A 13211-nucleotide genomic window follows, 5' to 3' on the forward strand; every position below is an offset into this window, starting at 1 on the left:
TCCAGGCCGCCCAGGGGCGGCACAAGGGTTGAGGGCGTGAGGGCTAGCGCGCCTGGCTGACGGCTACCGGCGCGCGACGAGGGTGGTGGTGGTGTTCGGCATGGGGCGGGCAGCTGGCATGGCTCAGGGCCACCGCCTGGCCATGGGGCGTATTGAGATAGGCCTGGCGCCATGCTTCGGTGCGCTCGGCGATGGCCGCGGCCGTGGTCAGGCCCAGGCTTTCCACCAGGCGTTCCGTGGCCAGCAACCATTGCCGGTAGTAGGCGTCGTTGACGCTTTCGCTGGGGGTCGCCGGCGCCTCCTGGATCACGGCGCTGAAGATCGCCACCCAGTCCTGCCAGGCGAAGAGCCCGCTACGGTGCAGATGGACCACCAGGGAAAAGGCCTGGGCCTGCCAGGGGCTGTCGAAGGCCGGGCCCTCGTTGCTGGGCGATAATGGCCATACGGGTACGAGCGTCGTCATACCGCCTCCAGATAGCTGTCCCAGAGATCGATGCAAATGGAGTCCGGGCTCTCGCTGCCCCACAGCTCCCGGGCGCTGAAGCGCACCGCATAGACCTGTTGCGGCTGTTCGCCCAGCCCATGGGCGGCGGTGTCCGGCGTGATGAACAGCCCCTGCACCCGCTCGATGGTGCCGAGCTTGCCGCGGGCATAGCGCGGTAGCCGGGTGTGGCCTGCGGGATTGAGGTTGCGGGTGCGCACCTGATCGCCGCGTTGGAAGCGTCCCGGCTCGCCGTGGGTGGTGCGGGCCGAGGCGCCGCCCAATACCACCGGCTGGACCAGCTCGGGCGTCAGCACCGTGACGGATTGGGACGGTGGCGTCGGCTGTACCAGGCCCTGCAGCTCCTCGGTGCTGATTACGCCCTTTTCCACCAGCAGGGTTTCGAAGGCGTGCAGCCAGTGCTCGTAGTAGCTCGATTCCAGGTATTCGCCGGGCGCCATGCGCTCGATGGCGTGGCGGAATTCGTCGACGTTGAAATAGCCGCCAACGAACAGCGAAGGAAAGAGGGCGAATACCCGTCGCTCCCATTCGGCGTGAAACACCGGTTCGTGGGCGGGCGGGGCGACGGGACCGAGGCCATGCATGCCGCCGAGATCGTGGATACCGTTCATGGGCAAGGCTCCTCTGCTAGGCGGTCGCTGGCGTCAGCGCCAGCCCGGTACCGATCATGGAATCGCGGGTGACCAGGGTGGCCAGTTGTTCCTCGCTCCAGTCCGCGGTGCCCTCCGGGCGCTGCGGCAGCACCAGGTAGCGCAGTTCGGCGCTGCTGTCCCAGACGCGGATCTCGCGGTCCGCGGCGATGTTCAGACCGAACTCGGCCAGCACCCCGCGCGGGTCCATGACGATGCGCGAGCGATAGGGCGCGGACTTGTACCAGGCGGGCGGCAATCCCAGGGTCGGCCAGGGATAGCAGGAGCAGAGGGTGCAGACGGTCACGTTGTGCACCGCCGGAGTGTTCTCCACCACCACCATGTCCTCGCCCTGCACGCCGGAAAAGCCCAGCTCGGCGATGGCGGCGGTGGCATCCTCCAGCAAGCGGCGGCGGTATTCAGGATCGGCCCAGGCCTTGGCCACCACCTGGGCACCGTTGCGCGGGCCAATCTGGTGCTCGTAGGTATCGATCAAAGCGTCCATGGCGACCGGATCGATCAAGCCCTTTTCCAGTAGTAGCGACTCCAGCGCCTTGACGCGCAGCGCGACCTCTTCCGGCGGCTCGGTGTGGTCGTGGTCGTGGTCGTGGTCGTGATGATGGTCATGACTCATGCGATTTCCTCCTCGGTAGAACGGATCCGTCTCACAGGGTTTGCCAATCCACGCTGGCCTCGAAGGCCGCGGCGGCCTGGTAGAGGATGCTCTCGGCGTAGTGCCGCCCCACCAGCATCGCGCCCACCGGCAGGCCGTCCACGGTGCCGCAGGGCAGCGACAGGGCCGGATGTCCGGTGATGTCTTGGGGGGTGGTGTTGCCGATCATCTCGAAGGCACGGGCGACATACTCGGCCAGGGGAGCGTCCGGTGCCGGCAGCGGTTGGGCGACGATGGGCAGGGTGGGCAGCAGCAACAGGTCGTAGCGCTCCAGCACCCGGTCGTAGCCAGCCCGGGCCCGGCGGGCCAGGTTCTGCGCCTTGGCATAGAAACGCCCGCGATAGCGCTCGATCCCGTACTGACCAACGAACATGCACAGCTTGAGGGTCGGCGACAGGGCATCGGCCTGTTCGCGCCAGGCGCCGTGGGCATCCAGCAGGCCGACGTCGTAGAGGCCCTTCCAGTTAAAGCCCATGCCATTCCCATGCATCATCTGGGCGGTGAGCCCCTCGCAGCCGATGGGCTGCCAGAGCGCGCCGGCCAGCAGGTGCTCGGGTATCGAGACTTCCTCGATCCTGGCCCCCAGGCCTTCCAGCCGAACGGCGGCATCACGCACCTTGGCCGCTACCCGTGGGTCCATGTTGGCCAGCTCGAAGCCCTCGCCGAGCAGCCCGATGCGCAGGCCTTCCACCCCACGTCCCAGTGCCTGGGTATAGGGTGTCACCTGGGGAGCATATTGGCGCGGATCGAGGCCATCGGCCCCGGCGATCACCTCCAGCATCAGGGCGTTGTCGGCCACGTTGGCGGTGATGGGGCCGAGGTGATCCACGGTCGCCTCGATGGGCATCGCCCCGGTGTAGGGCACCAGGCCATGGGTAGGCTTCATGCCATAGGTGCCGCAGAAGGCCGAGGGGATACGGATGGAGCCCCCCTGGTCGCCACCGATGGCCAGGTCCACCATCCCGGCGGCCACCAGGGCGGCGCTGCCGGAGGAAGAGCCGCCGGCACTGTAGCCATGTCGGCGTGGGTTGTGCACCGGCGCCGGGTCCGAGGTGTGGCTGCCGCCGGACAGGCAGAAGTGTTCGCAGGTGGCCTTGCCCAGGATGGTGGCGCCGGCTTCCAGCAGGCGGGTCACCACGGTGGCGTCATGGCTCGGTACGAAGCCTTCGAGGGTGGTGGAGCCGTTCATCATCGGCACCCCGGCCAGGGCGATGTTGTCCTTGAGCGCCACAGTGCGTCCGGCCAGCTTGCCCTCGGCGGCACCCTCGACTTCGGCCCGGTAGTACCAGGCGTTGAGTGGATTTGCCGCCGCGCTGGGGCGATGCCCGGCCCCACGGGGGAAACGCACCGGCGGTATCTCGTCGGGCAGGTCGTCGATCAGGTCGTAGGCGTCGAAACTGGCCTGCATCAGCGCCAGGTAATCCTGCGCCTGGTCGGCGCTCAACTGCATGTGCAGGCGGCCGGCGAGGGCCTGGAGTTGGGCGGGAGTGGGGCGGGCTATGGCCATGGAAGGATTTCCTTTGTCGAACCACCGAAGCGGCTGGGTGTTGAGGCCAGGCTGGCTGAGATCAGTCACCCTGGCGTGGTGGCGAGCACGGGCCGTCTGTTGCCGTCAGCCCGGCGCTAGAACACACGGGCGTAGCGCAGATTCAGACGGAAGTCCTCGCGAGTCCCGTTCTCCACCTTGAGATCGCGACCCAGCTGCAGCTGGAGCTGGTCCTTCGCCGTGAAGAACTTGGTGGCGGTGAAGCGGGCGTTGGTGGTCTCTTGCCGATCGTCCTGGTCCACGCCAGCGATGCGGTTCTCACCACCCCAGTTGTGGCCGAGGCCCACGGCGAGCGACGAGGTCGCATCGGGCATGTAACGCACCATGGCCTGGGCGCCGTAGGAGACGTCCTGCTCGCGGCGTACCGAGGCGCTACCGTAGTCATCGTTGTCGCCATACCAGATGCTGTCGCCGACTAGGTCGACGGCCCAGTGCTCGTTGAAGTGCTTGATGTAGGCGGCCTGCAGGTCGACCTTCCAGCGGTTCTCGCCGAAGTTGAGGCCATCGTTCCGGTCGTAGCTGCCGACCGGTACATAGAGGTAGGCGGTGGCGCTGAGCGTGTCTCGTGCGTCGTTCAGGCGATACTTGATGGGCGCGGTCAGGATCAGATCGCCGATACCCGTGGTACTGCCCAGCGCCGAGGCGTCACCGCGCCCTTGCAGGTGGCCGAAGGGCAGCAGGAACTGGGGGTCGACGGTGATACGGTCGGTCAGTTGGTAGACGTGCAATAGGCGCAGGATGCTCACGTTCGACGTCAGGTCGAAGTCCGAACTCGTCTTGTGTCCCTTCGCATAGAGGGCATCCGTCGTTGCGTACTGGTAATAGAGGACGCCAATGGTGGCGCCGCTGGGATACTGTTCGTAGTCTCCCGGTGCCACCTCTACCGCAGTGGCGGACAGCGACGTCAGTACGCTGGCGAGAGTCAGGGAATAACGGACGGCTTTCATGGCGAAGTTCCTTTTTCGGGCAAGGGAGTCCCTCGTCTGCACGAGGCAGACGGGGCTCAAGGCGTCAGGGTTTTCGTTAAGGCGTCGGGCGCTTGGCGTCGCGCAGCATTCCCGTGGCGGGGTGACAGTTGATGTACTCGAATTGCTGGCTATTGCCGTCCGAGACCGACACCTCGTGGTACAGCCGCAGCTTGGAAAGGCCGCCGATCACCCGGAAGAAGGTGGTGAAGATGCGCAGGTGGGTCGGATGGGATTCCGCCCAGCGCTCCAGCTTGTCCAGTGAGCGCCAGTGGCCGATGTCGTAGGCGATGTCCAGCAGGTTGCCGTCCAGGTCGATGTTGCGCACGAACCTGTTGCTGTAGCAGCCGAGCGCCTGGCCTTCATCGCGCAGGAAATCCATGCCCGCCTGCAGTGGCGGCAGCAATTCGTTGAAGTAGATATCGCGCTCCTCCTGGCCGGCCTCGACCCAGTCCTGGCCGGAGCGGATCAGCGTCAGGTTGTCGTGGCCGCGGATCACCACCCGGCCGCCCTGCTGGGGATCGCCGGAGATCACCTGCAACTCGGCGTCGGGCTGCATCCAGCTGGTCTGGGAGACCGGGAAGCGATCCCGCGCCGAGCCCCAGTAGCCGTGCTCCTGGATATCGCCGCTGATGCCATCCATGAGGGCGCCGACGCCGGGCAGCTCCTCCGTGAAGGCATACAGCGTCTCGAATTGCTCGGCCCGCGGCGCTATCACCTCGCGGAAGTAGCCCAGGTCCTCGTGCAGCCGTGCATCGGCGGCCCACCAGTCGGCTATCGCGGGCGAACGCAGCCAGCGACAGTAGGCTGCGGGATCGCGCCAGTAGCCCACCACGATGAAGTTGCCATAGCCCTGGGCATCTTCGTGATAGGTGAGGTCGTGATTGCCGGGGCCTTCGGTGCCCGCGAAGCTGGCGACCAGGGTCCGTAGTGCTTCTAGTGCCGCGGCGCGCCGCTCCGGGCGGAACTGCACGCCGAGGTAGGCCATGACGACCTGGGTGAGATCCTCGTTGGCACGGGCGACGAACATGGGGTAGGGCGGTTCGTATTCATCATGCACGCGACGACTCAGGGTACGGGGGCACTGCAGGTGCTTGGCGATGGCGGATTCCATGGCGAACTCCTCGAAACACGGCTGGACGGGGTGTTACCGGCGAAGGCTTGCTCGGCAACTCAGGCACAGCACCAGGTGCTGCCAGGCCGTTACGATCAGTAGCGCCAGGGCTTCTTCAGCCACCGGTTCACCGGGATGGGCAGCGGCCCATTCGGCGGTGGAAAGAACGGGAGCGGTGTTGATCATCTCGGTACCTGCGGCGCTGGGCTTCGCTTGGTAGCCAAGGTAAGGCGCAGCCGTCTGTCCGGCTTGTTCCAGCTGGACAGGTGCTTGACTGGGAGGGACAGCGATGAGGAGCAGCGGTGGTCTGCACCAGCGCGGAACGGCGGAGAGGGGCCCTGCATGCATTGGGTGCGGCGCCAGTCGTGGCTGGACGGACGCCAGAGTCGATTGCCGGTCCGCCTGGCAGCGTGCCGACCGCGCTGCCGGCGGAGCGCGGTGCGCCGAGGCAACAGCGCCGAGCTGTCTAGCCTGAGCGTGGCATGGTTGTTGCCCAATCTCGTCAGCAAAGGATCGGTTGGTCACAACGAGGATGAGCAGCATGGCTAGCACGAGCTACTCCACTCTGGTCGTTTCCGTCGAACGGCGCTTCGAATACTGGAAGGAAGTGGTCTGCCGGCATTGCATCCCGGCGTCCAGCCGGCCCGACTCCGGTCTGGACTTCGACGCCCGGCTCCAGGTCACGCCGCTGGGTTTGCTGGACGTCTGTACGCTGTCCGCACCCTTGCATCATTGGCGCCGGAGCGCCAATCACCTGCGCAACGGTCCCGATGACGACCTCTGGCTCGGCTTCAGCCAGGCCGGGCATGGGCAATTGGAACAGGGCGGACGGCAGGCGGTATTGGCACCGAATCGCCTGTTTCTCTACGACGCCGATCAGGCCTTCGATTTCAGCCTTGGCGGCGACAACCGCCTGGTGCGTATTCCGCGCTACCTGCTCAGTACCCGGTTACCGGGCGTGGAGCGGCTCACTGCCACGGTGCTCGACGAAGCGCGCCCGGGCATCGTGCCGCTGCGGGAAATGCTGCGCCAGGCCGCCGATGGCTCGCCGGCACTGGAAGACGAAACCTACGCCCTGCGTTTCTCCCAAACCCTGCTCGACTTGCTGGTGCTGAGCCTCGAACTGCAGGGTTCGGAGCGGGCCGTGGCCGAGCGGGATCTCTATCCTCGCCTGATGAACCATGTCCTGCGGCATCTGAGCGACCCGCAACTCAGCCTGGAGAGCGTTGCCCAGGCGCACCACGTCTCCACCCGCACCGTTACCCGCGCTTTCGCCCGTCACCAGAAAACCCTGATGAGCGTGATTCTCCAGGAGCGGCTCCTGGCCAGCCGCCAGGCCATGGAGCAGGGACGTTGCCGCAGCGTGTCCCAGGCGGCACTGGATTTCGGCTTTTCCGACTTCTCACATTTCAGCCGTGCCTTTCGCAAAGCCTTTGGGGTCGCGCCCCACTCATTGCTACAGCGGCACTGAGGCGCCCTAGCGCTCATCCCCCCGCATGCCCGGCCGATAGGCCGAGTGATACCCCAGGCCGACGAACACTGCGCCGCCGACCAGATTGCCGAGGAACACCGCGGCAGGGTTGGGCAGCAGCTGCGCCCAGCCGAGTGTGCCGGCGAAGACCGCGGTGGGCAGGATGAACATGTTCGCCAACACGTGCTGGAAGCCGAGGGCGATGAAGGCACCCGCGAGAAATCCCCATACCGGCAGATTACCGATGGACAGCCGGCCTGGACGGCCAGGAGCGCGATTTCCTTGGGGTATTGGACTCGGGGAGGGAGGGGCGTGGACTCCCGGAGGTCACGAACGGTGCCGCCAGGCGCCTCCGTCTATGGCGCTCATGGCTAAATGATATGACTACAAAGGGCTGCCGCTGGTCGGCGAATTTGCAAAATTCGTGACGCCACCGCTTTGCCGGCCGTAGCTTTGCGGCCACAATCTCGAAACTACTTTAAGTTCACTCGCGTCTCTGGCTCTGGCCGGGGCGCCGGATTCCTCCGTCCTCCGGTTCGCCGATGGGAAACTTTGCATGAAGCTGATCAAATCCACCACCCTGATTCTCTGCCTGGGCGTGTCCGCCTGCAGTTCGTTCCAAGGCCAGGACGCCCAGACCCAGGCCGCCGCCAAGCCGGGCGATGCCCACTCCACCACCGCTGCCAGCGGCGGTCACTGGTGGTGGCCCTTCGGCGCTGACGACAAGCCTGCCGAGCCGGCCAAGCCGGTCGCCAACACGGTCGAAGCCAAGCCTGAACCCAAGGCCTTGGCCAAGGCAACGGCGGCCAAGCCCGCGCCTGCCACTGCCGCCGACGAGAAAGCCACCCATTGGTGGTGGCCGTTCGGGAGCGAGGATGCCAAGCCGGTCGCCAAGGCCGAGGAACTCAAGCCGGTGCCGGTCAAGGTCAGCAAGGCCTGGCTGGACGAGCACGAGCAGAAGCTGCGCGTCGCCGTGGCCGGCAGCAACGTCAAGGTCGAACGCCGCGACGATGCGCTGGTGCTGGTGACGCCGGTGGACGGCTCCTTCAACCCGGATCGCGCCGAGATGCTGCTGCCGGTGATGCTCGGCCCGCTGTCCCGTTCGGCCAAGTCGGTCAGCGTCGACGAGGACAGCGCGGTGATCGTGCTCGGCTTCAGCGACAGCAGCGGCGCCGCGGCGCTCAACGACAAGATCAGCCTGCAGCGTGCCCAGGCGGTGGCGGCGATCTTCCGTCTCAGCGGCTACAGCGGCAATCGCCTGATCGTGCGGGGCCTGGCCGCCGCCCATCCGCGCGCCGACAACGCCACCGCCGCAGGCCGTGCCGCCAATCGTCGCGTCGAGGTACTGATCCAGCCGCGCGCCACCGTGCTGGCCAGCCTGCAGTCCTTGGCCCAGCGATAGATCGGCAAAGCTTGTCCTGGAGCAGGCGAGCGGGGCGGGACTTGGTTAAGCTAGGTCGCTGACGATCCACGTTGGAGACCACCATGTCACCGTCCCTCGCCGATATGCGTCGCGACTACACCCGCGACGGCCTGACCGAACAGCAGGCACCCGCCGATCCCTATGCCCTCTTCGGCCAGTGGTTCGAAGAGGCGGTACGCACCGAGCAGCCCCCCGTCGAAGCCAATGCCTGCTGGCTCGCCACCGTCGATGACGAAGGGCAACCCCACTGCCGCGTACTGCTGCTCAAGGGCGTCGATGCCCAGGGCTTCGTCTTCTACACCAACTACGACAGCGCCAAGGGCCAGCAACTGGCCAGCCAGCCGCGTGCCGCCATGACCTTCTTCTGGCCGGCGCTGGAGCGCCAGGTACGCATCGAGGGGCTGGTGGAGCGGGTATCCGCCGAGGAATCCGACGCCTACTACCGGGTAAGACCGCTGGGCAGCCGCCTGGGCGCCTGGGCGTCGCCGCAGAGCGAGGCCATCGCCGATCGCCATGCACTGGAGCAACGCCTGGCCGAGGTGCAGCAGCGCTTCGCCGACGGCGAGCCCAGCCGGCCACCGTTCTGGGGGGGCTATCGCCTCAAGCCCCAGCGCATCGAATTCTGGCAGGGCCGCTCCAGCCGACTCCACGATCGACTGGACTACCAGCGCGTCGGCAATGAGTGGCATCGCCAGCGCTTGGCACCTTAAGGCGTTCGCAAGGTACCCTAGCTACAGTCGCCGGAAACCTCCCCGGGTGCCCTGGGTCAAGGATAGTAGCGATCCGCGGCCCAGACTCGTCGGGCGCGGCTTTCGGTCTTTCAACTGCCTTCGGAGTAGCTCCATGAACAGAATCCTTCAACTTGCCGCCTCCCTGACCGCCGTCGCCCTGCTGGCCGGTTGCGCCTCCGACCAGTCCGGCGACGTCTATTCGCGCGACGAGGCCCGCCAGGTCCAGACCGTACGCACCGGCACCATCACCGCCCTGCGCCCGGTCACCATCGAGGGCACCAAGTCGCCCGTCGGCGCCGGTGCCGGTGCCGTGGTGGGTGGCATCGGCGGCAGTGCCATCGGTGGCGGCCGCGGCAGCTTCGTCACCGCCATCATCGGTGCCGTGGCCGGTGGCCTGCTGGGTGCGGCGACCGAAGAGGGCTTCACCAAGGCCAACGGCGTCGAGATCACCGTGAAGGAAGACGATGGCGGCACCCGTGCCTATGTGCAGGCGGTGAACAAGGGCGAGATGTTCCGCGTCGGCGAACGGGTACGCATCATGACCGTCAACGGCACCAGCCGCGTCGCGCCCAACTGAGCCCTGGGCCGGTCTGCGGGGTTGACCCAGGTCGTCACCTTCCAGACGAAGTCGCGGACGTAGCCGTCCGGGTACGTCCCTTGCCCTTCCAGAGCGGGCGTCCGAATCGCTAGACTGCGAGTCGGACGCCCGTTTGCGTGTTCGCCCGTAAATAGTTGTCGCCTGGGCGCAATGCCGCACCCGAGGCTCGTCCTACAATCCCTTTCAGCGACCGCCGTGATCGGCAGGAGAAACCTCGATGTCCGCTTCTCAACCCAATGTGCAACGCGCCGCCTTCGATGAGGTGATGGTTCCGACCTACGCCCCTGCCGCGTTCATTCCGGTGCGAGGAGAGGGCTCTCGTGTCTGGGACCAGGCCGGGCGTGAATACGTCGACTTCGCCGGCGGCATCGCCGTCAGCGCCCTGGGGCACGGTCACGCCGCGCTCGTCCAGGCGCTGACCGAGCAAGCCAACAAGCTCTGGCACGTGTCCAACATCTACACCAACGAACCCGCCCTGCGCCTGGCGCGCAAGCTGGTGGACCATACCTTCGCCGACCGCGTCTTCTTCGCCAACTCCGGCGCCGAAGCCAACGAGGCGGCCTGCAAGCTGGCCCGGCGCTACGGCCACGACGTCAGCGGCGGCAGCCGCTACGAGATCGTCGCCGCCACCAACAGCTTCCACGGGCGGACCCTGTTCACCGTCAGCGTCGGTGGCCAGCCCAAGTATTCCGATGGCTTCGGTCCCAAGATCGAAGGCATCCGCCATGTGCCCTACAACGACCTGGCCGCCCTCGAAGCCGTGGTCTCGGACAAGACCTGCGCGGTCATCCTCGAACCCATCCAGGGCGAGGGCGGCGTGCTGCCGGCCGACCAGGCCTACCTCGAAGGCGCTCGGCGCCTGTGCGACGCCCATGGCGCCCTGCTGATCTTCGACGAGGTGCAGAGCGGGGTGGGCCGCAGCGGCCACCTCTATGCCTACCAGCACTACGGCGTGGTACCGGACATCCTCACCAGCGCCAAGAGCCTCGGCGGTGGTTTCCCGCTGGCGGCGATGCTGACCACCGAGAAGGTCGCCCAACACTTCAGCGCTGGCGTGCACGGCAGTACCTACGGTGGCAATCCGCTGGGGTGCGCCGTGGGCGCCGCGCTGCTCGACATCGTCGCCACGCCGGATACCCTGGCCGGCGTCGCCGCCCGCCACGAGCGCTTCGTCGCCGGCCTCGAGCGCCTCAACGCCCGCTATGGCCTGTTCCAGCAGGTACGGGGCCTGGGTCTGCTGCTCGGGGCCGTGCTCAACGACGCCTGGAAGGGGCGCGCCAAGGATATCGTCACCGCTGCCAACGAAGAGGGCCTGATGATCCTCCAGGCCGGTCCGGACGTGCTGCGTATAGCGCCGAGCCTGATCATCCCCGAGGCGGACATCGACGAAGGCCTGGCGCGGCTGGATCGCGCCCTGGCGCGCCTCACCCAAGGCTAATCTCCGGACGCGGGACGCGTACCGCTGGCATCCAGGGATGGATCCGTACACAAGGAGTTCTCATGCTGGTAATGCGCCCTGCGCGGGCCGCGGATCTGCCCCTGGTCCAGCGGCTCGCCGCGGATAGCCCGGTCGGCGTCACCTCGCTGCCCGACAACCCCGAGCGGCTGCGCGACAAGATCCGCACCTCCGAGGCGTCGCTGGCGGCCGAGGTGGGCTTCCATGGCGAGGAGAGCTATTTCTTCGTGCTCGAAGACAGCGCCAGTGGCGAGCTGCTGGGCTGCTCGGCCATCGTCGCCTCGGCCGGCTTCTCCGAGCCCTTCTACAGTTTCCGCAACGAGACCTTCATCCACGCCTCGCGCGAGCTGAAGATCCACAACAAGGTCCATGTGCTGTCGCTCTGCCACGATCTCACCGGCAACAGCGTCCTCAGCAGCTTCTACGTCCAGCGACCGCTGCTGGACACGCCCCATGCCGAACTCAATTCCCGTGCCCGGCTGCTGTTCATGGCCGCCCATCCGGAGCGCTTCGCCGAGTCCGTGGTGGTGGAGATCGTCGGCCTGTCGGACGAGGCCGGCGAATCGCCGTTCTGGAACGGGGTAGGGCGCAACTTCTTCGACCTCGACTACGCCTCCGCCGAACGCCTGTCCGGCCAGAAGAGCCGTACCTTCCTCGCCGAGCTGATGCCGACCTATCCGCTCTATGTGCCCCTGTTGCCGGACAGCGCCCAGGAGGCCATGGGCCAGGTGCACCCGCGGGCGCAGATCACCTTCGACATCCTCAGTCGCGAAGGCTTCGAGACCGACAACTACATCGATATCTTCGATGGCGGCCCGACGCTGCACGCCCGCACCACGGCCATTCGCTCCATCGTCGAGAGCCGCCTGGCACCGGTGCAGGAGGGCCCGGCCACGCGCGACGACGCGCCCTGGTTCCTCGTCGCCAACGATGGCCTGGAAAACTTCCGGGCGCTGGCCGCGCCGCTGCACTGGGTGCCAGGCGCAGCCGTCACCCTTTCCACCGAGCAGATCGCCGCCCTGGAGATCGCCGAAGGCGACCGGGTTCGTCTGGTAGCGCTGTAGCCGACCCTAGCGTCTTTGGAGGTCCGATGATCGTCCGTCCCGTCACCCGTGCCGATGTCCCCGCGCTGTTGCAACTGGCGCAAGCGGCCGGCGCCGGTCTCACCACCCTGCCGGCCAGCGAGGAACGCCTGCTGCAGCGCGTCGAGAACGCCGAGCGCAGCTTCCTGCAGCAGGCCCAGCCCGCCGATGCGGACTATCTCTTCGCCCTGGAAGACGACGGCGAAGTCATCGGCATCGCCGGTATCGCCGCCGCCCTCGGCCTGCGCGAGCCCTGGTACAACTACCGCGTCGGCCTGACGGTGAGCGCCTCCCGCGAGCTGGACATCCACCGGCAGATCCCCACGCTGTTCCTCGCCAACGACATGACCGGCAGCTCCGAGCTGTGCTCGCTGTTCCTGCGTGCCGATCGCCGGGGCGGCGCGGCCGGGCGACTGCTGTCCAAGTCACGCTTCCTGTTCATCGCCGAATTCCGCGAGCTGTTCGCCGAGCGGATCATCGCCGAATTGCGCGGCATGTCCGACGGCAACGGCCAGTCGCCCTTCTGGGAGGGCCTGGGCCGGCACTTCTTCAAGATGGAATTCTCCCAGGCGGATTACCTCACCGGCATCGGCAATCGCGGCTTCATCGCCGAACTGATGCCGCGCTTCCCGCTCTACACCTGCTTCCTCGCGCCCGAGGCCCGCCAGGTGATCGGCCGGGTCCATCCCGACACCGAGGCCGCCCGCCGACTGCTGGAGGCCGAGGGCTTCAACTACCAGGGCTATGTCGACATCTTCGACGCCGGCCCCACCCTGGAAGCCGAGACCGCCAAGGTCCGGGCGATCCGCGACAGCCAGCGCCTGGTGCTGGCGGTGGGCACGCCGGGCGACGATGCCGAGGTCTACCTGATCCACAACCGCAAGTGCCAGGACTGCCGCATCACCAGCGCCCGGGCGCGATTGGCCGCCGGCACCCTCGTGGTGGATCTTGCGACCGCCCGCGAATTGCGGCTGATGGCGGGTGCCCAGGTGCGCGCCGTGCGGCTGATGCCCTGAGGAGA

Annotated in this window: 15 protein-coding genes; 7 read left to right on the forward strand and 8 right to left on the reverse strand. The window is 66.9% G+C overall.

Annotated features, from left to right (window positions below; genetic code table 11):
• Nucleotides 1-43: 43 nt before the first annotated feature.
• The 7 genes from AR540_RS06715 to AR540_RS25625 form a co-directional block, all read right to left on the reverse strand.
• Nucleotides 44-463: a nitrile hydratase accessory protein gene (locus AR540_RS06715; RefSeq protein WP_059227185.1), complete on the reverse strand. Its 420-nt coding sequence runs from the start codon at nucleotides 461-463 to the stop codon at nucleotides 44-46.
• Nucleotides 460-1113, reverse strand: coding sequence for a nitrile hydratase subunit beta (nthB, locus tag AR540_RS06720; protein WP_059227187.1), 654 nt, complete (start codon nucleotides 1111-1113; stop codon nucleotides 460-462). Before nthB ends, AR540_RS06715 begins: the two co-directional genes overlap by 4 nt.
• Before the next feature lie 16 nt (nucleotides 1114-1129).
• On the reverse strand, nucleotides 1130-1765 hold the full coding sequence (gene nthA, locus AR540_RS06725) for a nitrile hydratase subunit alpha (RefSeq protein ID WP_059227189.1): 636 nt from the start codon (nucleotides 1763-1765) through the stop codon (nucleotides 1130-1132).
• A 31-nt stretch (nucleotides 1766-1796) separates the two neighbouring features.
• Complete coding sequence (locus AR540_RS06730) at nucleotides 1797-3311, reverse strand: amidase (protein WP_059227191.1); 1515 nt, start codon at nucleotides 3309-3311, stop codon at nucleotides 1797-1799.
• 116 nt (nucleotides 3312-3427) lie between these two features.
• Entirely contained in the window at nucleotides 3428-4297 is an 870-nt protein-coding gene (locus tag AR540_RS06735; protein ID WP_059227194.1) for a transporter, read from the reverse strand.
• Between the two features lie 76 nt (nucleotides 4298-4373).
• A complete protein-coding gene (gene oxdA / locus AR540_RS06740) occupies nucleotides 4374-5429 on the reverse strand; it encodes an aliphatic aldoxime dehydratase (protein WP_059227196.1) in 1056 nt (351 codons plus the stop codon).
• Nucleotides 5430-5462: 33 nt separating this feature from the next.
• Complete coding sequence (locus AR540_RS25625; protein WP_160328331.1) at nucleotides 5463-5615, reverse strand: hypothetical protein; 153 nt, start codon at nucleotides 5613-5615, stop codon at nucleotides 5463-5465.
• 355 nt (nucleotides 5616-5970) lie between these two features.
• On the opposite strand from AR540_RS25625, the gene AR540_RS06745 reads away from it, so the two are divergent.
• Nucleotides 5971-6900: a helix-turn-helix domain-containing protein gene (locus AR540_RS06745; RefSeq protein ID WP_059227988.1), complete on the forward strand. Its 930-nt coding sequence runs from the start codon at nucleotides 5971-5973 to the stop codon at nucleotides 6898-6900.
• Nucleotides 6901-6906: 6 nt separating this feature from the next.
• Here AR540_RS06745 and AR540_RS24670 read toward each other — a convergent pair whose 3' ends face one another.
• Nucleotides 6907-7191 (reverse strand): formate/nitrite transporter family protein, encoded by a 285-nt coding sequence (locus tag AR540_RS24670; RefSeq protein WP_082706929.1) that lies wholly within the window; start codon nucleotides 7189-7191, stop codon nucleotides 6907-6909.
• A gap of 265 nt (nucleotides 7192-7456) precedes the next feature.
• Here AR540_RS24670 and AR540_RS06750 point away from each other — a divergent pair, with 265 nt between their 5' ends.
• From AR540_RS06750 to astA, 6 genes are all read left to right on the forward strand, one after another.
• Nucleotides 7457-8302, forward strand: coding sequence for an OmpA family protein (locus AR540_RS06750; protein WP_059227198.1), 846 nt, complete (start codon nucleotides 7457-7459; stop codon nucleotides 8300-8302).
• 83 nt (nucleotides 8303-8385) lie between these two features.
• Complete coding sequence (gene pdxH / locus AR540_RS06755) at nucleotides 8386-9033, forward strand: pyridoxamine 5'-phosphate oxidase (RefSeq protein ID WP_059227200.1); 648 nt, start codon at nucleotides 8386-8388, stop codon at nucleotides 9031-9033.
• Between the two features lie 133 nt (nucleotides 9034-9166).
• Entirely contained in the window at nucleotides 9167-9631 is a 465-nt protein-coding gene (locus tag AR540_RS06760; RefSeq protein ID WP_059227201.1) for a hypothetical protein, read from the forward strand.
• Nucleotides 9632-9869: 238 nt separating this feature from the next.
• Nucleotides 9870-11090 carry an aspartate aminotransferase family protein gene (locus tag AR540_RS06765; protein ID WP_059227203.1) on the forward strand — a complete coding sequence of 407 codons (1221 nt, stop codon included), beginning with the start codon at nucleotides 9870-9872 and terminating at the stop codon, nucleotides 11088-11090.
• A gap of 62 nt (nucleotides 11091-11152) precedes the next feature.
• A complete protein-coding gene (aruF, locus tag AR540_RS06770; RefSeq protein ID WP_059227205.1) occupies nucleotides 11153-12172 on the forward strand; it encodes an arginine/ornithine succinyltransferase subunit alpha in 1020 nt (339 codons plus the stop codon).
• A 26-nt stretch (nucleotides 12173-12198) separates the two neighbouring features.
• Complete coding sequence (astA, locus tag AR540_RS06775; RefSeq protein WP_059227208.1) at nucleotides 12199-13206, forward strand: arginine N-succinyltransferase; 1008 nt, start codon at nucleotides 12199-12201, stop codon at nucleotides 13204-13206.
• Nucleotides 13207-13211: the final 5 nt, after the last annotated feature.

Origin of the sequence: Pseudomonas sp. EpS/L25, from assembly GCF_001512295.1 — a bacterium.
Classification (GTDB): Bacteria; Pseudomonadota; Gammaproteobacteria; order Pseudomonadales; family Pseudomonadaceae; genus Chryseomonas.